The sequence below is a fragment of the Planctomycetia bacterium genome (genome assembly GCA_016795155.1).
GTDB lineage: Bacteria > Planctomycetota > Planctomycetia > Gemmatales > HRBIN36 > JAEUIE01.
Window position 1 is genome coordinate 147,324 of the sequence record JAEUIE010000044.1, and the last position, 21,529, is coordinate 168,852.

A 21,529-nucleotide genomic window follows, 5' to 3' on the forward strand; every position below is an offset into this window, starting at 1 on the left:
TAAATAAGCAACTCGATGATCAACACAAGGAAGTGGCGAAGGAGCCGGGATGGCGCTTACGGTTCATCATTATTTTCCACGCAACAGCAGCAACGTCGGCGATACGCTGGTGGCCCATGCCATTCAAAAAGCGCTGGGCAAACACCTGGGAATGATTCAGTGGGTGAACCTGCCTGTCAACGAACGTTTTGAAGCAGGTGTGCCGACCGGATTGCGAGACAGCAACCTCAAGCGCACCAACGAAGAAGCTGACATGGTGGTTGTGGGTGGTTCCAACCTGCTCGAACCCCGCAAGCCTTCTAAAATGGTGCAACCCGATAAGCCTGGCTGGGGAGTTGCCACTTCGGTGGAATCCCTGCAGCAACTGCAGGTTCCCATGCTGCTCATCGGCATGGGTACTGGCAGCGACTGGGGACAGCCCATTCGCCAGTACACTCCGCAAGCCAAACTCGAAGTACAGTGGCTGCACGAAAAAGCCTTTGCCTGCGCTGTCCGCGATATGCCTACCCAGCAGCAATTGGCTCAGATCGGCATCGAAGCTGAATGCACCGGCTGCCCGGTAACTTTCCTGACTGATCGCCCGGTGACGGCACACAAAGACGCTGGACCTCTGCTTGTTTCGCTACCTCCAGCAAGATTGCTGAAATCATGGTCAGGCAAACGGTTCATGGCCAGTGCCATGCAGTACCTGCACTGGCTGATGAAAGAGAATGTCGATTTCATTGTCACACTGCACGAACGGGCAGACCTCGATTTTGCCTCACAATGGGTGCCTGCAGGCATCGAACGTTTTTACACCGAAGATGTCGATACACTTATCGCACGATATGAGCAATCGCGAGGTACCATTGGCTTCCGCCTGCACGCAGCACTGTTATCGCTGGGGTTAGGCAAACCCATTGTGCCGGTGAATGTCGATTGGCGAGGCCGGGCTTTTACCCATACGTTCGGCTTGCAGGACTTGGCACTTGAACCCAACAAATGGGGGCAGTTTCAACAACTGAAAGAACACACGCAACAGCTCTTGCAGAACGACTCCAGGCTGATTGATCGCCTGGCGCAACAGAAGCAAAAGTTCATGCAGCAGTTCAACTCATTCTTAAATCATGCCACGATGACATACCTGCAGATACAGAGAAAACCTACCCGATTAGCTGGCTAATCGAAGTGATTGCGAACTTTTCACTACCGATTCGAACAATTCCAGATGCCGACATGCGATGACAGGCCAATCGCATTGTTGGGCAAACGCCTGCACCGTACTCGATATGCCACGAGTCAACGCGGGTTGTTGCCAGAGTTGATGTAACTTTTCAGCGAGGGCTTCGGGATTCTCGCGAGGCACAACCCAGCCGGTCTTCCCCGGTGTTATCAATTCTTTTAAGCCCGGTGCATCACTGGCTACCACTGGGCAGCCTGCTGCAAAGCCTTCCAGCAAGACCATAGGGAAGGCTTCCCATTCGCGTGTAGGCATCATCAGCAGCCGGGCATTCTGGAGCAACCAGAGTTTCCGGGCATCTTTCACGGTGCCCAGGAAAATCACGTTCTGCTGCAACTTCAATTCCGCAGTCAGTTTTTCAAGTGCAGGCCTTTCCAGCCCATCGCCACCCACAGCCAGCATGGGTATGGTTGAACCAGAAAACCGATCTCGCCAGAGTGCCAGTGCCCTCAGCAGCACATCCACCCCTTTGCGAGGCATCAGACGACCGAGGAACAGTAGATATTGCTGACTCTGAAGCTGCACAGGCAACTCAGCAGGCCGATCCACAGGCTGGCTGTAAGGGCCTGCATGTACACCATTGGGTATCGAATGCAGTTGTTCAGGCCGGGCACCCAGTGAGCGGAACCCCTGATCGGTAAATGGGCCGATGGACACCAATGCATCAGCATGCTGTACCGCGAATTGATGTCGTTCTCTCAATCCACGATTGCGGTAGCGCGGATTGTCTTCGCGGACATCGCCGCCATGACTGGTAATAACCACAGGCGGCCCGCCTCGCAACCGCTCCAGCACGGCCAGGTAGCCATTGGGATAGACATTGTGGCAGTGCACGACATCACTACGGTACTTGCGAACCGTCCAGTACAGAGACAGGCGATACCACTCAACCAGCCACTTGGTGGAAACATATTTGGGATGTCTGACGACGGGATACGGATATTGTGAATCGCTGGCTCGATAACCCGTAGGCGGCACCGGGCAAAGCATCACAGGCTCATGCCCTGCCTGCATGAATTGACGTGCCAATTCATCCACCACCATTTCCTGACCACCCATGCAGGGGAATGCAGTATTGGTGAAGAGGCAGATGCGCATGGGAAAAAATCTCGTACCGACTGCGTAAGAATATCGTGATACAGCACAAACCATCTTGACCCATATCACAAGTTTCACCAACAGACCAGATCAATCTCAATATGGGATGAAGCGAAACCATCTGTCCATGTCAAGCATAAAGCGGAACATGAATGAAAATGCTGTCAAATCGGCAGTTTAATTCGGTCATATCCTATCCATCCCACAAGTTGGGCAAGATACTATGCGTCAAACCGGCAGCAGGCACGATTGGTGCCGAAATCATCAAGCCGAGCACGCTGGAACGACGTATGATAGCAATACAAGGTAACCCGCGGACCGCTAGAACACGCGGCGGGCTGTTAAACAGAGGGCCCGTATCATGAGCATGCCAAAAGGTAAGAAACCAGCTCGTGCTGCCAAGAACAAGAAGGCTGCTGCCAACTTGTTCCTTCTCAGCCAGGCTGATACGATGCTTCCACTCGTCTCCCATATCACCGAAGAAATCCAGGCTCGCTGGCAAAGGCTGGTGGAACTGGAAAAAGAACAGATTGACCTGGAACGACGCAAACGGGATTTGAACTGGCCTGAACGTTCACGTCGTTACTCTGTCAACGATGAAATTACCGCTGAGCAAAACAAGCTCCGCGATTCAGTGCTCGAACTGGAAGACCTGAACGTGATCCTGGTTGACCCGGTGGTAGGCGAAGCAGCTTTCCCCACCCAGGTGCAAGGCCGCAAAGCCTACTTCGTATGGCGCGTCGGTGCCGATTCGGTCAAGTGGTGGTGCTTCGCCAACGAACCGCAACGCCGAGTCATCCCCGAAAGCTGGCGCAAAACGACTCCGGTACCAGGCGTTGAACAGGCCGTGTAAGTTATTTTTCTGACTACAACCTGACCCCCACGGGATAAAACCGTGAGGTTTTATTGTGTAGACGCGGCTTCCAGCCGCGTCAGCGGGGATATGGAATTATCTGGATCGACACTTAGTAATCGGCTTACTACTAGCATCATTTCAGTTGCTTACTTCGATAACAGATGACCGTAATGTCGTTCACAGGCAGAGACAGATAATTGCATTCCAAATTGCAACCGATTTGTGGCTGATATGCTTGGATCATTAATGTACTTCGAGATTACATACATTGATGCTGCAAGTGTTTCTTTGAAGTTTACGTCCGTCTGCCGTTTTCCCAAAAGGTACTTTGCAAACCCAAAAATAGAAATCGGAGCATAGTAACCAACACCTGTAGCTAACCAGCCGAACCCAATTGCATCAAGGGTAAATTTGCAAGTAGTTCCGTCAATAACGTAGTTACAGTTGAATTGCTTTCTGCCTTTATGACCGGGATACTGTATCAAGTTCACACTCTTTTCCGTGCCCAGCAGATCGCCATTAGCAAATATCTCTTGATGTGCAGCTAGTAATAACGAGCGTATTGACTCTGTTACTTGGTTATTACCTAAGTTACCGCACTATCTTAACACATACTGTACGAATGTACCGATTTCGACGACTTCATCAGGAATTCCTGAACTGCCATTTTCAAAAAAAATTGACATCACGGTTTGTTCGTGAAAGTGCATCTCTGTTTTGGTATTAATTGTCATCGTTCTCTATCCTGCACAATTACGTTCTAACATTTGCCTCGCGCGTGGCCATATCGAGAATAGGATGTCGCTTACGAGTACCTGCTCGGAAACGACACAATTAGAAAGCAGTTTAATCATCAGGAACAAAAGCATGCACAGTTTCAAAGCTTGGAGACCAGTATGCCAAATAACCTGGTACAGTTTTCCATTCATCCAGGAATAGGCGTCCGTCATTCGCTTGTACAATTTCAATGTTCTCGATATTCATGAGCCGAAATGCGAGACGTACATCGTTTGGGTCGATTGTCTCTTTAGTAGAACTTTCACCACTCAAATGATAACCCAAAACTTGCATAGTACCATTCTGCTTTGTCCCTAGAATATGGGGACATATAGTTCTGCGAGTTGTTTGTTTCTTTCCATGATTGATGATCTCAACGCTTTTTCTGTTCTGAACAGCTTGCTCAAGTATTTCAAAAGGATCTTTTCGCATTTGTATCAATCAACTTGAAGAAAAGATGAATAGCAATGCAACTGTAGTTTACAGTATGTTTACACGCAATTCAGTGAGCAGCTTTTTAGAAATTTGCCTTACCGGACTCCGAATAGTTGAAAAACACTAGATGATGATTGGCCGCTTCCCGCATACCCCGCCCTCCATAAAATCATCTCCCTATGGCATCGCGTATTCGACAACTTGATCCCACGCTCGTCAACCAGATTGCTGCAGGCGAAGTGATTGAAAGGCCGGGCAGCGCGCTCAAGGAAATGCTCGAAAACGCCATCGATGCCGGGGCTACCCAGATTGATGTCGAAGTCGCCCAGGGGGGCATCGAACTGATCCGCGTAGTCGATGACGGCATCGGCATGGTGCCGGAAGATTTGCCTTTAGCCTTATCGAGTCATGCCACCAGCAAAGTCAGCACCGCGAGCGATCTGGAACAGATTTGCACGCTCGGCTTCCGGGGCGAAGCGCTCGCTTCCATAGGCAGCGTTGCCCAGGTCATCGTGCAAAGCCGCACCCGCGAACTGGAACAAGGCGCTCAACTCAAAGTCGATGGCGGAAATTTCTCGCCCATTGATGCCTGGAATGGCAGGCCGGGCACTCGCATTGAAGTCAGGCATCTTTTTTACAACCTGCCTGCCCGCCGGAAGTTTCTGAAAACCATCCCCACCGAAATGGGGCATATCAGCGAAGCAGTCATCCGGCTTGCACTCGGCTTTCCACACGTAGGCATCTCGCTCAAACACAACGACCGCGATGTGTACGACATACCAGCCAACAGCCCGCTCAAGGAACGTATCACAAGATTCTTTGGCGAGGAAATTGGTGACAAGCTCATTGAAGTGAGTGCAGATCAGGGGCCGCTAAAGTTGTCAGGCTATATAGCGGAACCGAGCGTCAACCGGGGCAACAATCGGCTGCAGTATTTCTTTGTCAATGGCCGGTGTATTCGCGACCGTACCTTGGGCCATGCTCTGCAGGAAGGCATGCATGGCCTGTTGATGGTAGGCCGGTATGGCATCGGCTTCCTGTATCTGGAAATGCCACCTGACCAGGTCGATGTCAATGTGCATCCATCGAAGGCTGAGGTGCGCTTTCGCGATAACCAGGTGCTGCATCATCTGGTACGAACGGCGGTCCGCAAAGCCCTGCACGGCTTACCCTTGCATGGCAGCATGAGCCTGCCCACCGCAACACCATCCACGGCAGGTAACTGGCAACTGAAGCCGCCTCCAGCACCTGCACCAACATTGTTTCAGGAAACGCCTCGAGTTGCCCGGCCAACTCTGCCTGAATTGTCTCCACCGCCTCGCACCAGCGAAACAGCAGCACCCATTATTTCAACTACGCCTGCACCCATTGAAGCTGCGGAGCCGGCATACGATGGGCCTCGTGCTTTGCAGTTTCATAACAGCTACCTGGTGGTGCTGGAAGGCGATGGCATGCTGGTGATTGATCAGCACGCACTGCACGAACGCATTCTGTATGAACAACTGAAAACGCGCCTTCAGAACAACCAGTTGGAAATTCAGAAACTGCTGGTACCTGAACCGGTTGAGTTGATTCCCGAAAACTATTCGCTGGCATTGGCACATCAGCAGGCCTTACAACAACTAGGCCTCGAGATTCAGCCCTTTGGCGGAACCACGGTACTGGTCAGCAGTTATCCAGCGATGCTCAAGCGTTCACAGCCAGCAGCGATGTTGCGTATGGTCCTGGAGCATCTGACTGCTACGGGTGATATACCATCAGTAGAGCTCTTGATGGACAAACTCCTCTGCCTGATGGCTTGCCACGCTGCCATCAAAGCTGGGGACCGGTTGACCCCTGCTGAGATGGATGCCCTACTCGCTCAAAGGCATCTCTGCGCCGATTCCCATCACTGCCCGCACGGCAGACCGACTTCGCTGTTCTTCAGCAAGGCTGAGTTAGACAAACAGTTTGAACGGATTTGATTAATCAAACTGAACCGCTTGGCGCTTCTTGGCGTCTTGGCGGTAAAAAAGAAAAAAACCTCCAAGTCGCCAAGGAACGCCAAGAAAAATGCACATCTAATGAACTGAATATTTTAAGGCCAAACTTGCTTCGTCAGATGCGTTCTTGCTGCGATCTTTTCATCCGCCATTTGGACAGTCACTCCGCCGTGTATCCAGGTTCTCCACATCGTGCCTCCCAGTGGTGCATAGGGATCAGGCTTCGGACCTCGTGGAAATGTCTCCGAACTGATGACGAGTTTTGGCCTACACCAAGCTGCAAATCGGCTCGTGTTCGAAACACGCGAACCATGATGCGGCGCAACGAGCACATCGACCCTTTCAATAGACGATTGCATCACCTGTTCCAGCCCTTCCTGCTCCAGGTCGCCCGTCAATAACAACCGTGTGCCTTGATAGGTGACCAGTAATACCATGCTGCGAACATTTTCAATCCCTTCTGGTCCTTTCGAAGGTGGATGCAGCACCTCTATTTCCAGTTCTCCATCTTCGAGGATATCGCCCCGTCGAAGGGTACTCAACGATACGTGTTTCCGTTGAATCTGTTCCAAGGTGGCTCGTGTGCCTCGGTCTGGCTTTTCTCCGAAAGTGGGTGTCATCCGGATTTGACCTATCCGAAAACGCTCCAGCAAATCAGGCAAAGCATTGAAATGATCCAGATCAGCGTGAGAAAGAAACAGCTCATCGATCTTAGTCCGGCCTCGATACCAGAGATAATTCGAAAGATGACGCAAGGCAATTTCAGGCCCAGCCAGCGAGCCTACATCATAGACCAGGCATTTGCCGGTCGGCGTTTCCATCACGACACAGGTGCCATGCCCCACCGAGAGTACAGTCACCCGCAAATCCTGTGTTATGTCAGGCTGGGTGAGCATTACCAACATCAGCAACCAAACTGTTGCCGCCGTTGCAAACCACTTCCACCATCGTTCGCGACCTGGCCAGAGTAAGGCAGGAATCAGAATCAGATAGAAACCTGCCACCCACCAGTTCGGAACATCAGGCCAGTAGCCAAAGCTGTAAGGCAGTTCGCGCGCCAACGCCACACACCAGTCACTGAACCGGAGCGAGGTCTCGGCCAGCCAGGCAAATACATCGGAAACAAGAGGAATGCTCTGCAACAGCACCAACAGAAAACCGCTGATCAACGCAACCGTGATGGGAATGATCAGTATAGGTCCAAGTATGACTGCAACAGGCGATATGAGATGGAACTGGGCCAGCACCAACGGCAGCGCGCACAACCAGACGATAAACGAGGCCCACAGTGACCAGCGAATTACTTCCCAGCATGCATGAAGGAGCCTCCACCAGAATGGTTTCAATTCCACCGCCAACTGATCCAGTGGCGAACGATTCTCCCTGACCCAGCGATAAAGCGGAGAAACCATCTGCATCAACACGAACACTGCCAGAAACGATAGCTGACAACCCACATTGAGAATATCAGCGGGCTGAATGACAGCGACTGCAATCCAGGCAAAAGCCAGGCTGTTGATCGGGTTAGCCTTTCGACGTAACCAGAGTGCCATGCACCAGGTGAGTACCATAATGGCGGCACGCACCACAGGCGGCCGGGCACCCGTCAGGAACACATAGAACAGCACCATCACTGCCAGCCAGACGGATCGATGCCGCATGTCCAGACCTGTCAACCGGAGCAACAAACCGACAAAGGCGCCGAGAATCACTAGATGCTGACCTGAGACTGCCAGTACATGATACACACCAGTATGCAGGAAGCTTTCAAACTGGTCGGGACTGAGCGCTGCCTGCTCGCCACACAGGAGTGCTTGAGCGATGCCAGCCTGTTGTGCAGGCAGAGATGTTTTCAAAGACTGCCTGACCCAGCTTCGTGCCTTGGCCATTATGGATGCGATCGACCAGCGGGATGATGCAGGGTGAGGATGGATGCCATCAACGGTTTTGACCAGCAATGCAGCCTGGATTTTCTGATCAAACCAGCGTTGCCTGAAATCCGATCCACCCGGATTCACTGGTGGAGAAAATGCCAGTAGGCTGCCCAGCACTTCTACTCCATCACCCACCGAAAATTTCTTGAGTTCGCCCTCAACCGTCACTCGAACTATGCCGGTAACAGGTAGCCAGCGATCCGTTAATTGCAGTTCATGCACTCGCAGCAGGAACAGGCTGTAACCCATCGTGCCCTGTCCCGAAAGCAACTCCGGTCGGCGGGGCAAATGGAATTCCACATCTTCTGCAACCACTCCACGCAATTTCACCGGAACACGATCCATCAGTGCATGGTGACCGATGGCTTCGGCAGGCCATTGATATTGAACGCGATACCAGCACGCAGTCAGAGCGACTGCCACGCACCAGAGGAGTAATGTCATGATGGGCGAATGTCGCAGCCTGGCCCATAGTGCACTTGCCAGCAAACCTACCAACAGCGCAATCAGCGTGATAGAAGGAAGTGGGAAATAGCGTTCCAGCAGAATACCCAGAGTGACTGCACCAGCAACGGGCAACAACGGCGCTGCTATCGGGGCATATGTCGAAGACACCATTCGGCCTTTCATCAGTTTCAGAACAGGCCCTTGGTGCTGGTCGCAATTCGATAGAGCGATTTGTCCGCAGTGAGAAACAGCGTGCTTCCATCCTCGCCAAACCCGCAATTGGCAGTAGCACAACCCGGATCGATTCTTCCCAGTAGTTCCGCTTGGGCGGTAAAGACCCAGACACCCCCAGGCCCGGTGGCAAACAGGTTGCCTTGCTTATCTACTTTTAGTCCATCGGGCAACCCTTTCATGCGGGGAACCTGCCTGGTGACATCGTAAAAGATCTTGCCTTCTCCCAGCGTGCCATCTTCTTTAACAGGAAAGCTCATCCAATAGGCTTTCAGCGGATCGGAATTGGCAACATACAGCGTTTTGTAATCAGGCGCGAAGCCAATGCCGTTGGGCCGGGTTAATTCTTTGGTCAACAAGGTAACCTTACCCTTCGCATCCAGGCGATACACGCCGCAGAAATTCAACTCACGGGCAGGATCGTTCGGCCCCTTCTCCAACCCATAAGGCGGATCGGTGAAATAGATGTCGCCATTCTGATGAAGCACCAGATCGTTGGGGCTGTTGAACCGTTTACCTTCATAGCGATCAGCCAGCGTAGTAAATGTCTTGCCATCGTCATTCAGCCGGGCAACGCGACGGTCACCATGCTGACAGAGGAGCAGTTTGCCTGCTCCGTTGAAAGCAAGTCCGTTGCATCCTCGCTCACCACCGCGAGGCGTTGTGCCGGTGTAGCCACTATGATCGAGAAACGAAGCAAGGCCGTCTTTTTTTGACCATTGCCAGACTTTGTTCTTGGGGATGTCGGAAAAGAGAAGCCGATTCTCACTGGCCTGCCAGACTGGTCCTTCTGCCCAGTCAAAACCATCTGCCAGCTTTTCCAGACTCGCATCAGCAGGCACCAATTGATCGAAACGTGCATCGTGCCTGACGACGGTGCCATCTTTTGTTACTGTCATGGAATACGCAACACTTCCTGTTACTGCCAGGACGGAGAGACTGAGAAAACTTCGACGGTTCATGGTTCGTGCCTCGAGGTATTATGTAGTTGAACCAGATAACTGTCTGTCAAGCAACAAAAATCTGAACATAGAGGCTGCCTGAATTTCCCATCTTTTCCTGTCACAACAAGAGATGATCGAACTGTGAGAAATTGAAGAAAGTGCATGTCCCCAAAGTTGCTAATGATGATGGGCTGCGTATGATCTACCGGTAGTGAGTCACCGTAGCGGAGTCGCTGTTGGTGAGCGTCAGCTAGTTGACCATTCAATTTTCAAGTCTCAAGGAGAAGCACATCATGATGATTCGCAAGATCGTTGCCAGCGTAGCAGTACTGGCCTGTATGGGTCTGGTGATGGCAAGTGATATCAAGTCTGGTCCCCAGGTTGGTCAAGGCATCGGCGCCTTCCATCCATTCAACGTATTCAATGCAGAATCTACCGATCTGTGTATGAAGGAAAACTGCATTGTTTGTCAGTACGGCAGCAAGCCAGTTGCATTGGTGTTTGCCCGCAATACAGACAAGCCAGTTGCTGAACTGATCAAGAAACTCGATGGCGCTGTAGCCAAGGCTGGTCAGGAAAAGATGGGTGCAGCTGTAGTATTCCTTTCCTCTGAAGACAATATCAAGGATGTTGTCTCCAAGATGCAGACCGAAAATGGCATTAAGAATGTCAGCCTGGCTGTTGATGGCCCCCAAGGTCCTGCTGCTTACAAGATTGCCAAGGAAGCTGATGTAACGGTTATCATCTACAACAAGAAGAAAGTTCTTGCTAACCATGCTTTCGACAAGTTCGACGACACTTGCGTTGAAAAGGTCAAAGCTTCCATCAACAAAGTTCTCTCGAACTAGACTACCTGTCACATCTCGTTAGTACCCAGAGCTGACGCAGAAAACCGAAAAGCCACCAGGATAGCTGGTGGCTTTCTTCGTCTGCTGTTCACGCTTATGCCCGAGCCACTGCCAATTCCATCTTGCGAAGCCTGGCGAGTCGCTGCCTGCTGCGAATGCTGCCAAACCCGTTGGCAAGCCCCAGCAACGCTCCACCACCTGCTCCCACAAAAACCAGGTATCTATCGGTCTGTGTCGGCATGCCGATCATCACACCCAAAGCTGCACCCAGGATCGTTCCGACGATTACCTCGGATGCTAAAGTCCAGCCGCCACCAATCACTGTTCCAACCAGCCAGCCTGCACCTTTGAAGATACTGCCAACAAAACCGAGCAGGCCACCTGTCACTTTCCTACTACCCTGGTATGCCACATTAACGATCTTCTTCGCAGGCTCAACAATCTGCTGCTGCACCTGAGGTTTCTCGCCTGATCGGTAATACCGATAAGCACTGTATACGCCGTAGCCAATGATAAATGGAACAAACAGTCCTATAAGAACACCACTGAAACTCAGGCAGACAACGCCAAGTAAACTAAGCCCCAGAAATCGTCCAATCAGTGCAGGAACAGAAGCGGCAGGTTGCATTTTTATTCTCCTTCGGGGCTGGCTGTGAGAGTTATTCGCCAACCATCTCACGATATTTGCTGAATCTGTCGATTTTATCCCGTCGAATTTCATTTGTCTGGACAATTATTGTTTGAACATGTATACTACCTGTATGACAGCTACCCGAAATGCCTCCATGCATCGGATTCGGTTCGATTCACTCGAACAGGAAGCCTATTTAACGCTCTGGCGTACCTACGACCGTTTGAAAGTTTTTGAAGAAGAACTCTTTGCCCAATGGGATTTAACAGCTCAGCAATACAACGTCCTGAGGCTGTTGCGGGCAGAACATCCAACGCCTGTTCCCACGCTCAGCCTGGTCAGCAAACTGATATCCCGCGCACCCGATGTCACCCGTATGCTTGATAAACTCGAACACAGGCAACTGATCACGCGCAGCAAAAGCCAGAATGATCGCCGTTCTGTCATGATCAACATTACTACAGCAGGCCTGCAGCTTCTCGAATCGATTCACGAACCACTTTCCGCCTGTCATGAGAAACAGTTAGGGCACTTGTCGGATGCAGAACTCAAAACCCTGGTGCAACTGCTGCACCTGGTCAGGCAGCCACATGAAACAAACCAGGGGCCCTGGAATACCAACCGCAGGAGTTCAACATGAAACAGTATGATGTTATCGTTATTGGGGGTGGACCTTCCGGCAGCGCCTCAGCAACCCTACTGGCCCAGAAAGGGTACACAGTAGCATTGTTCGAACGAGAACACTTTCCCCGCTTTCACATCGGTGAATCACTGATCCCCTTCACGTTTCATGTCATCAAGGAACTGGGGCTGCTTCCCAAGATGAAGTCGAGCCACTTCACTAAGAAGCACAGCGTGCAGTTTGTTTCTGAAAACGGCAGACTCTCGGAACCATTCTACTTTGCTGACTATGATCCACACGAACGGTCGCAGACCTGGCAGGTCAGACGCAGCGAGTTTGACCATCTGCTGCTGAACAATGCACGTGAAAAAGGCGTGGCTGTGCATGAAGGAGCACGGGTTATCGAAGTGGTGTTTGAAGGTAGTCGCGCCACCGGAATTCGCGTTAAGATCAATGACGAGCCTGAACAGTTTGTCGCTGCTAAAGTGGTCATTGATGCCAGTGGCCAATCAACCTTGATCATGGACCGAATGAATCTCCGTAAGTGGGACCCGGTGCTCAAGAAGGCTGCGCTCTGGACCTACTGGAAGAATGCTTACCGCGATACAGGACGCGATGAAGGTCCTACCATGGTCATGCAGACCAAAGGCAAAAAAGGATGGTTCTGGTACATACCCCTGCACGATGACATTGTCAGCGTCGGGGTGGTAGCTGGTTACGATTACCTGTTTCAGAATCGTACGAAAGACATGGAAGCACTCTACTTTGAAGAAGTGGAGCGTTGCCCAGGCTTGCAACCTCGTCTGAAAGACGCCACCCGCTGCGACATCTTCCGTGCCCAGAAGGAGTATTCCTATGTAGCATCCCAAGCCGCAGGTGATGGCTGGGTCCTGGTGGGCGATGCCCTGGGATTCCTCGATCCACTTTACTCTTCCGGAGTGCTGCTGGCACTCACTTCCGCCAAGATGGCCACTGACACGATTCACCAGGCAATTCAGAAGAATGATCTCAGCGAAACCATGCTGCGTAGCTGGGAGAAGGAGTACTTCAAAGGCATGGAACGAATGCGCAACCTGGTCTGTGCCTTTTACGACGGACTCAACTTCGGCAAACTGGTCCGCAAAAATCCCGATAAAAAAGGCCTGATTACTGATGTGCTGATCGGCAACCTGTTCAAGGATGAACTCGATGAACTCTGGCCTCTGGTCGATGAACAACTGCAGGAGCAGCGCATCGCGGAAGCCCAGGCACATGTGATTGCATCATAAACCCACACGTGCCAGGGCGAGCGTCACAAACGCTCTACCCAAGGCTTCGCCAGACGTAGCAGTGTCGGCACAGAGCTTATTCCACTCTGCTGGTGCAGTCCCAGGTAAACAAGGTTCGGTGCAGGCCTCGATATAGGCCTTGGCTTTAGGTTCTGTACCGCTGGGACGTAAAGCCACTTTCGCGTTGCCTTCTACATGAAATTCCAGCAAATTGCGACTGGAACGATCCGTTTCTCCCTTGATCGTCCCCAGGCGATTCTCTTCGCTCCAGTAATCGACCACCTTGAGTACCTTTCGGCCATCTATTTCCACTGGTGGATTCTCACGCAACGATGACAACATACTCAGCATCTGTTGTTTGCCAAGAATTCCTGTCATTACAATGTTCTGCAGCCCGTTCCAGAAGAAGCCGTAGGTACGGTTCAGGTATTCCAGATATTGAAGGACGGTTCTGCCCCGTCGCTTCTGGAACAGTGCCAGGTCAGCCAGCAGCAGGCTTGGACCTGCTGAATCCTTGTCGCGAATTTCCGGGGTGACCATGGCGCCGTGGCTTTCTTCCGTAGCCATCACCAGATCATCAGGCTTTCCGGTGATATCGTAGTATTTGCCATGCACTTCCAATTGATTCAGAACATCTGCGTGGTACTTGAAGCCTACCAGCAGATCGTCGACCAGTTGCACGCCGAACTTGCGGGCAATCCGGCCAATCTGTCCGGTCGTCACTGTTGTCGTGATAACCAGTGGTGAGGCAGTAAGCCTGCCCTGCACCTGGAGTTGTTCTAACCGAAAATGCGTGAGCAGCGAGGCAATCTCGTTGCCCGTAAGAAATCGCCAGCCTCCATCGTGTGGAATCATGGCGCCGATGCGATCCGCATCCGGGTCGGAGGAAAGCACCAGATCAGCATGCTGTTCTGCAGCGAGCCTGGTGCCTTCTTCCATTGATGCAGGCACTTCCGGGTTAGGCGATTTCACATTCGGAAACTGACCATCCGGAGTCGATTGGCTCGGCACCGGAATGACAGTATATCCCTGCTTGACCAGTGCCTCCTGCACCGTCATTCCGCCCACGCCGTGCAGCGGTGTATACACCACCTTGCATTCATCTTTCACCGGCGGGTTCACCATGCTCTGTTTGCAGATCAGATCGATGTAACCCCTATGCAGGCTGTCATCAATCCATTTGATCAAGCCCTGCCTGACTGCATCGTTCCATGGCATCACTTTGATTTCTTCTACCTGATCCACCAGGTCTGCCATGATTTGATCGTCAGGCGGCACGGGTTGGGAACCAAAGTCGTCATAGAACTTGCCTCCGTTATCATCAGGTGGGTTGTGCGAAGCGGAAAGATTCAAACCACCGTGTGCCTTGAGTTGCCTGATGACGAAAGAAAGTTCCGGTGTAGCCAGACATCGTGTCGATTCTGGCGTCAGCACCCAGCAACGGATGCCATTGGCGGCATACACGCGTGCTGCCAGGTGACATAAGTCTTTGGAAGAGAGATTCAAAACCGGATTAGGCAACTCCGGGTTATATTGCTTGCGGGCATCCTTAAAGCAACGCACATCATAAGCGACCGCCACTTGTAGTTCTGGAGTACCTGGGAATTTTTCCTTGAGATAGGCCGCATGCCCCTGCACCGATGCGGTCAAAGTCCACGGGTTCATGCGGTTCGGGCCAATGCCCACAGCACCACGCCTGCCTCCTGTGCCAAATGGCAAAATCTGGTAAAAGCGATCCAGCAAGCCGGTCCACTGCTGCTGTTCCACCAGCCACTGTATCTGCGGGCGATACGGCAAAAACGCCTCACCGCTGAGCCACTGCCTCAGATAGGAAATGGCCCGTTCCTTTACCACATTGTCCACTTGAATTCCCGCAAACCCGGCACGACACGCCGACAACAAATCCATGATTTCACCCTGCTGGATCAATTCAACTCATGATGGCAGTGTAACGGCTAACGACGTTGGTTGCCAACGAATATCGACAGGTTCTTGCGTCGTTATTCACTCCACCTTGTTCCTGCAACACGTATCATACCATGCATGCGAACTACATGGGTTGAACAACTACTGGAACACGTCACCCAGCCAGGCTACAAGCCACAGACTCCCAAAGCACTGGGCAAGCGATTGCAGGTGCCTGCTTCTCAGAAGAATGCCTTCCGCGATGCCATCCGTCAACTGATTCGCGAAGGATCAATTACGTATGGCAAAAACCATGAGATACGCTCGACCCAGAAACCTGAACTGATCAAAGGCACTCTCCGAGTCGCATCAGGCGGAATCGGGTTTGTTCGACCCGAAGGCGCAAGCCGCGATGGTGACATTTTTATCCCCGCCTTTGCTTTGGGCGATGCTATGACGGGAGACACGGTAGCAGTCGAACTGGCTAAAGGACGTTCACGACTTGGCCCTCGAGGCATTATCTCCCAGGTATTGGAACGTTCTACCACACAATTCGTCGGCACCTACACGGAAAAAGCACAGCAAGGCTATGTCATTGTCGATGCAGGTGTCATCGCTGAGCCTGTTCATGTGGGCGACCCGGGGGCCAAGGGGGCCAAGCCGGGCGATAAAGTAGTGCTGGAACTCATTCGCTACCCGACGATGGATCGTGGTGGCGAAGGCGTCATCACCGAAGTGCTCGGGCCAGCCAACAGTGCAACCGTTGAAACGCTGAGCGTCATCCGGGCTTTCAATATTCCAGAACACTTTTCCCCGGAGGCTCTCGAAGAAGCCAGGCAGGTTGCTGCTCGATTTGATGAGACCAACCTGGCAGGTCGGCGGGATTTTACAAAGGATTTAATCCTTACCATCGATCCCATTGATGCCAAGGATTTTGACGATGCCATCAGCATCCGGTTTGATACTTCACGCAAGCACTGGTACGTCAATGTTCACATTGCTGATGTTTCCCATTTCGTGCAGCCTGGGACTGCACTGGATAAGGAAGCACGCGAACGAGCTACCAGCGTCTATCTGCCGCAAAAAGTCATTCCCATGCTACCTGAGATTATCTCGAATCACCTGGCAAGTCTGCAGGAAGGGCAAGTACGCTTCGTACAGAGTGTCTTGATGGAATTCGATGCCTCCGGCGAGCCTATCCATTCCGACTTTGTTCGCGGCGCCATCAAGGTCAGCAAGCGGTTTCATTACGAACAGGTTTCCGAGTTTTACCAGAAGCAAGATAACAAGGAACCTGTCGAAGACATCCATCCCGATTTGCAGCAGATGTTGTTACTGATGAGGCAATTCACCCTGATGCGCCGGAAACGGCGCTACCAGCAGGGTGTGCTCGAACTCAGCATGCCTGAAGTGGAACTCGATTACACCGACGATGGGAAAGTCGATGGTGCTCATCTTTCTGTCAATGACATCTCCCATCAAGTGATTGAAGAATGCATGCTCAGTGCCAATGAAGCCGTGGCTACCAAGCTGGATCAACTCGATGTACCTTTTTTACGCCGCATTCACCCGGCACCCGACCCAGTCAAACTCGAAGACTTGCTGACGTTCGTCTCTGCCCTCGGCTATGAAGTCAATCGCAAAACTCCCACTGACCGTTTTCAATTACAGCGGCTTTTGAAAGCTTCCAGCAAACGGCCTGATCAGTTTGCTGTTCATTATGCCCTATTGCGAAGCCTGAAGCAGGCTGTTTACTCTCCCAAGGATGAAGGGCACTATGCCCTGGCCAGCAAAGATTACTGTCATTACACCTCGCCCATCAGACGTTACCCTGATCTCACAGTGCATCGCCTGATCACCCGCTGGCAACTGACAGGCCGTGTTAAAAATGATGAACGAGAACTCGTCAACCTGGGAGAACATTGTTCCGAAATGGAACGCCGGGCTGACAAGGCTGAGCAGGAACTGATCAAGATTCGATTACTCGACTACCTCAGCGACAAGCTTGGCAGCGTATGGAAAGCAATTATCACTGGCGTGGAGAGCTTCGGCTTCTTCTGTACTCCGACACAGTTGCCGGTCGATGGCCTGGTGCGCATCGCAGCCCTCGCGGACGATTATTATCATTACGATGAAACTACCCACACGCTCATCGGCACACGCAGCAAGAATCGCTATCGGCTCGGCGACACGGTCTGGGTGGAAGTGGCACGCGTCGATGTCTATCGCCGCCGACTCGATTTCCGTGTAGTGGATGATCCGAGCAAGGGCATCAAGCCAGCAGGAGCTGTCACATCGGCTTGCGAAGAAGAGGCTGTTGAAGAAGCATTACGCCGACCACGACGAACCAAAGAGCGAAAGCCTAAGAAGAAAACATTCCGCCCGGCAACCAAGCCGAAAGGCAAGGGAAAGAAGAGAGGTAAGTAGACATGCAGGCCCGACGCATCTTTGAAACCTGCCTGTGCGGTCGTGATTTGCTAGCCATTCGCCGGTTTTATTCGGAGGTTATGGGGCTGCCTGTCGTGGGTAACATGAATACCCGGGGGATTGTCTTTCGCTGTGGCGATGGTGTGCTCATCGTTTTCAACCCGGATGAAACACGCGTTGATGGCCCCAGCCCGGCACATCCCCTCGCAAAGATTCCACCACATGGCACCGAAGGCCAGGGGCATATTGCTTTCCTGGCTGCTGCTGAGGAATTACCCGCCTGGAGAGAACACCTCGCCAGACTCCAGGTACCCATCATCTCCGAAGTGAACTGGGAAGCGGGTGGCACCTCCATCTACTTTCACGACCCGGCAGGGAACGTGGTAGAGGTGGCGCCACCTACGTTGTGGGGAGGATTTTGAGAATGGCATCCATTGACGAACGTAATTGAGGAATACCATGTGCCTGGCTTTTGCTGCAGTGGGTGCGGGGGTTGCATACCTCATACTTTTATTCTTCTCCACGCTTGGATTTGTTATTCTTTGTCTTTATTCGGCATCTAATCTGACACTCTGGCTAACTCTCAGGTTTTGGCTGCTGGCGATTGGTTTTCTTCAGTCGTGGGTCTTATTCATCATGGTAAGAAATGACATCATTACTGATTCACAAGGATGGCTCGCATTAAGTTCATTGTGCTGCGTTATATTTTGTTTTGGTATCTTTCTGCGAATGGGGCTTAAACAGGAAAGAAAGAGTATAAGTAGATAGCGAAGTTACTTACGGGTCATTGTTTGTATCATTTCCTCAAAGCCTGCCGAGAGAAATAAATGATCGACCTCGCCGTTATCCCTGTTGCCGGTGCTGGTACTCGTCTGCTGCCTTCCACGAAAAGCCAGCCTAAGGAAATGTTGCCGGTGGGCCGCAAGCCGGTCGTGCAATATGTCGTCGAAGAACTGGCAGGGTCAGGCATCAAGCGGATGCTCTTTGTCACCGGGCCGGGGAAAAACTCCATCGAGAATCATTTCGATCTCAACAGTGAGTTGATCAACTTCCTCCGTGAAACGGGAAAAGAAGAATTGCTTAGCGAACTGGCGTTTGAACGGGCAGCGCTCGAATTCTGTTATACGCGGCAGCGCAGGCAACTGGGCCTCGGACACGCAGTGCTCTGTGCCCGGCCATTTGTCGGTCAGCAATCGTTCGTCGTCGCGCTGGGCGATTCCATCATCGGCATCAATGCCCAGTCGCGTATTGTGCAGCGCATGCTCGATGCATTTGAACAGCAGTCGGCAGACGCAGTGATCTGTTTTGAAGAAGTGCCAAAGCATGAAGTGAAACAGTATGGCATTGCCAAACCAAAGGGTGAAGCAGCTGACGTATTCACCCTGGCTGATATCATCGAAAAACCATCCGAAGCTGAAGCGCCAAGCAACCTGGCTGTTGCTGCCCGCTATGTCTTCAGCCCGGCTATCTTCGATCTGCTGGCGAAAACACAGCCCGGCAAAGGTGGCGAGATTCAACTCACCGATGCCATCCGCACCCTGATTCATCAGGGTGGGAAAGTGATGGGCATACGCCTGGGCAAACACGAGCAACGCTACGATATAGGCAACTTTGAGAGTTATTACAGTGCCTTCGTCGATTTTGCACTGGCTGATCAGAAGTATGGCCCCTCACTGCGTGAACATCTGCGTCGAGTTTTATGACGCACTACCCATTCCATCGTGGCACATTGCTCCTGACTTTGCTACAGTGAGAAATCCTTCGGAGATTGTGCATGCACCTCTTTGATCGTCGCCAAGCCCTGGCTGCTGCCTTTGCCACCTGGCCACTGACCAACTTGCTCGGACAGAATCAGACCAAAGACCCATACGCTGACGGCAAGTTGATCGACGGCGAACCGCCGCTGCCAGTTTCCGGCTCATTCACCCTGGCCGTGCTGCCTGACACTCAGAACTACAGTGAGCGCTTCCCGGCTACATTCCTGGCTCAAACACAATGGATTGTAGACAGCCACGAGAAACGCAACATCGCTGGCGTGCTGCATCTGGGTGACATCACCAATAACAACAGACCCGTGGAATGGGAAAACGCCCAGCGTGCCATGCGACAACTCGATGGCAAAGTTCCCTACTTCATGTGTCCAGGCAACCACGACTATAGCGAAGGTGGTGGATGCAAGGATCGAACCACGCTACTCAACAATTATTTCCCTATGTCCGAATATCGCACCCGCCCTCAGTTTGGCGGAGCTTACGATAAAGAACCTGATCGAATGGAAAACACTTTCCACACACTTCAAGTGGCTGACCGGAACCTGTTAGTATTGGCACTGGAATTCGGCCCAAGAAGGGATGTCGTTCGATGGGCCAACGAAGTTGCTACCAAATATCCCAAACATGAAATCATCCTGATCACCCATGCCTTCATTTATTCTGACGACACTAGATATGACTGGAGGAAATACGGAGCAAACCAGAAATGGAATCCACATGCCTATCCGGTTGCCAAGGCAACTCAGGATGATGTATGCGATGGTGAAGATTTATGGAACCTGCTCATCAGCAAACATGAGAACTTTATCCTGACACTCAATGGACATGTACTGAACGATGGGTTGGGCAAGTTCATTTCAAAAACACCAGGCGGCCGGTCTGTTCCACAAATCCTGGTCAATTTCCAGATGCGGCCCAAAGGTGGTGATGGCTGGCTGCGATTACTCGAATTCAATAAGGATCGCCAAACGATGGAAGTGTACGACTACTCCCCCACACGCAAACAGCTGAACGTATCGGAGCAGAATCGCATGACTCTAACTCTGGCAGGCATTTAATATCATCATGACCATGCAACCACCTTCTCACGCAGACAACTCCATCTCCTATCTGCACGCAGAAGATGTCGTACGTTTGCGAAGTCAACTCGATCCCCTCTTTGCTGAGCTAGGCAAAGCCATGGTCGGGCAGCAACATGTGCTGAACAGGCTGGTCATTGGTCTGTTGGTCGGTGGACACGTTCTGCTCGAAGGTGTTCCAGGCTTGGCCAAAACCCTGGCTGCCCGCTCGCTTGCATCATGCCTGCAACTCGACTTTCATCGCATCCAGTTCACGCCCGATCTGCTTCCCGCAGATATCGTCGGCACACAGATTTACAACCCGCGCTCCGGTGAATTCACCGTAAAAAAGGGACCCATCTTCGCCGACATCGTCCTGGCTGATGAAATCAACCGCGCTCCAGCCAAGGTGCAAAGTGCTCTCCTTGAAGCCATGCAGGAGGGACAGGTTACTATTGGGGAAACAACTCATGTGCTGCCAAAACCCTTTCTGGTGCTGGCGACACAGAACCCGCTCGAGCATGAAGGTACTTATCCACTGGCAGAAGCTCAGACCGACCGCTTCCTCATGAAAGTGAAACTCGATTACCCGAATGCCGAGGAAGAAAAGGCAATCCTGCAACGTCAGGCGAAAGTTGCCTCCCATACATCCATTCATGCCGTGATTGGTAAAGAAGTCCTCAGCCAGTTGTCGTCTGCCATCGACCGCATTTACCTCGACAGTAAAATCGAAACCTATGTGATCCAGATCGTACATGCGACGCGAAGGCCGACAGAATTCGGCATTCCCATTGCACAGTACATTCAGAACGGTGCCAGCCCGCGAGGCACCATTGCCCTGGCCCTGGCTGCCAAGGCCTTTGCCTTACTGGAAGGAAAGCACTTTGTCACACCCCATCATGTTAAATCCATCGCTTTGGATGTGCTGAGGCACCGCTTGATGCTCAGTTACGAGGCGGAAGCAGAAGAGATAACGGCTGACCGTTTGCTGCAGGACATCTTGAGCCATGTGCCGGTTCCATGATATAGAGTACTGCCCAACTGGGGTTCTCCAGCCAGGCAGGAGCTTTTATCA

17 protein-coding genes are annotated in these 21,529 nt (G+C 52.0%); 11 read left to right on the forward strand and 6 right to left on the reverse strand.

Going from position 1 to position 21,529, the window contains the following annotated elements; all coding sequences use genetic code 11:
• Window positions 1-49: 49 nt before the first annotated feature.
• Complete coding sequence (locus JNJ77_15455) at window positions 50-1,162, forward strand: polysaccharide pyruvyl transferase family protein (protein MBL8823983.1); 1,113 nt, start codon at window positions 50-52, stop codon at window positions 1,160-1,162.
• Here the strand turns inward: JNJ77_15455 and JNJ77_15460 are convergent.
• Window positions 1,151-2,317, reverse strand: coding sequence for a glycosyltransferase family 4 protein (locus tag JNJ77_15460; protein ID MBL8823984.1), 1,167 nt, complete (start codon window positions 2,315-2,317; stop codon window positions 1,151-1,153). The two genes, JNJ77_15455 and JNJ77_15460, sit on opposite strands and share 12 nt — an antisense overlap.
• A 361-nt stretch (window positions 2,318-2,678) precedes the next feature.
• Between JNJ77_15460 and JNJ77_15465 the strand changes: the two genes are divergently transcribed.
• Complete coding sequence (locus JNJ77_15465) at window positions 2,679-3,170, forward strand: DUF2203 family protein (GenBank protein ID MBL8823985.1); 492 nt, start codon at window positions 2,679-2,681, stop codon at window positions 3,168-3,170.
• An 849-nt stretch (window positions 3,171-4,019) separates the two neighbouring features.
• Here the strand turns inward: JNJ77_15465 and JNJ77_15470 are convergent.
• Window positions 4,020-4,382, reverse strand: a complete 363-nt coding sequence (locus tag JNJ77_15470) for a hypothetical protein (GenBank protein ID MBL8823986.1) — start codon at window positions 4,380-4,382, stop codon at window positions 4,020-4,022.
• Window positions 4,383-4,564: 182 nt separating this feature from the next.
• Between JNJ77_15470 and mutL the strand changes: the two genes are divergently transcribed.
• Window positions 4,565-6,349, forward strand: coding sequence for a DNA mismatch repair endonuclease MutL (gene mutL, locus JNJ77_15475; GenBank protein ID MBL8823987.1), 1,785 nt, complete (start codon window positions 4,565-4,567; stop codon window positions 6,347-6,349).
• Window positions 6,350-6,462: 113 nt separating this feature from the next.
• On the opposite strand, the gene JNJ77_15480 is transcribed toward mutL, so the two are convergent.
• Window positions 6,463-8,919 (reverse strand): ComEC/Rec2 family competence protein, encoded by a 2,457-nt coding sequence (locus JNJ77_15480; GenBank protein ID MBL8823988.1) that lies wholly within the window; start codon window positions 8,917-8,919, stop codon window positions 6,463-6,465.
• A gap of 17 nt (window positions 8,920-8,936) precedes the next feature.
• Entirely contained in the window at window positions 8,937-9,941 is a 1,005-nt protein-coding gene (locus tag JNJ77_15485; protein ID MBL8823989.1) for an SMP-30/gluconolactonase/LRE family protein, read from the reverse strand.
• A gap of 275 nt (window positions 9,942-10,216) precedes the next feature.
• Between JNJ77_15485 and JNJ77_15490 the strand changes: the two genes are divergently transcribed.
• Window positions 10,217-10,771: a hypothetical protein gene (locus JNJ77_15490; GenBank protein MBL8823990.1), complete on the forward strand. Its 555-nt coding sequence runs from the start codon at window positions 10,217-10,219 to the stop codon at window positions 10,769-10,771.
• A gap of 94 nt (window positions 10,772-10,865) precedes the next feature.
• Here JNJ77_15490 and JNJ77_15495 read toward each other — a convergent pair whose 3' ends face one another.
• The gene (locus JNJ77_15495; protein MBL8823991.1) at window positions 10,866-11,399 is read right to left on the reverse strand and encodes a hypothetical protein; all 534 of its coding nucleotides are present in this window, start codon (window positions 11,397-11,399) and stop codon (window positions 10,866-10,868) included.
• Window positions 11,400-11,532: 133 nt separating this feature from the next.
• Between JNJ77_15495 and JNJ77_15500 the strand changes: the two genes are divergently transcribed.
• Both JNJ77_15500 and JNJ77_15505 read left to right on the forward strand, forming a co-directional pair.
• Window positions 11,533-12,042: a MarR family transcriptional regulator gene (locus JNJ77_15500; protein ID MBL8823992.1), complete on the forward strand. Its 510-nt coding sequence runs from the start codon at window positions 11,533-11,535 to the stop codon at window positions 12,040-12,042.
• Window positions 12,039-13,292 (forward strand): tryptophan 7-halogenase, encoded by a 1,254-nt coding sequence (locus JNJ77_15505; GenBank protein MBL8823993.1) that lies wholly within the window; start codon window positions 12,039-12,041, stop codon window positions 13,290-13,292. The genes JNJ77_15500 and JNJ77_15505 overlap by 4 nt, the downstream gene beginning before the upstream one ends.
• Here JNJ77_15505 and JNJ77_15510 read toward each other — a convergent pair.
• Entirely contained in the window at window positions 13,287-15,200 is a 1,914-nt protein-coding gene (locus JNJ77_15510) for a phospho-sugar mutase (protein ID MBL8823994.1), read from the reverse strand. The two genes, JNJ77_15505 and JNJ77_15510, sit on opposite strands and share 6 nt — an antisense overlap.
• A gap of 135 nt (window positions 15,201-15,335) precedes the next feature.
• Here JNJ77_15510 and rnr point away from each other — a divergent pair, with 135 nt between their 5' ends.
• From rnr to JNJ77_15535, 5 genes are all read left to right on the forward strand, one after another.
• Window positions 15,336-17,624 (forward strand): ribonuclease R, encoded by a 2,289-nt coding sequence (gene rnr / locus JNJ77_15515; GenBank protein MBL8823995.1) that lies wholly within the window; start codon window positions 15,336-15,338, stop codon window positions 17,622-17,624.
• A 2-nt stretch (window positions 17,625-17,626) separates the two neighbouring features.
• Window positions 17,627-18,046 carry a VOC family protein gene (locus tag JNJ77_15520; GenBank protein ID MBL8823996.1) on the forward strand — a complete coding sequence of 140 codons (420 nt, stop codon included), beginning with the start codon at window positions 17,627-17,629 and terminating at the stop codon, window positions 18,044-18,046.
• Between the two features lie 405 nt (window positions 18,047-18,451).
• The gene (locus tag JNJ77_15525) at window positions 18,452-19,327 is read left to right on the forward strand and encodes a UTP--glucose-1-phosphate uridylyltransferase (GenBank protein MBL8823997.1); all 876 of its coding nucleotides are present in this window, start codon (window positions 18,452-18,454) and stop codon (window positions 19,325-19,327) included.
• A gap of 71 nt (window positions 19,328-19,398) precedes the next feature.
• Window positions 19,399-20,454 carry a metallophosphoesterase gene (locus tag JNJ77_15530; protein ID MBL8823998.1) on the forward strand — a complete coding sequence of 352 codons (1,056 nt, stop codon included), beginning with the start codon at window positions 19,399-19,401 and terminating at the stop codon, window positions 20,452-20,454.
• 13 nt (window positions 20,455-20,467) lie between these two features.
• Complete coding sequence (locus tag JNJ77_15535; GenBank protein MBL8823999.1) at window positions 20,468-21,478, forward strand: AAA family ATPase; 1,011 nt, start codon at window positions 20,468-20,470, stop codon at window positions 21,476-21,478.
• Window positions 21,479-21,529 lie beyond the last annotated feature (51 nt).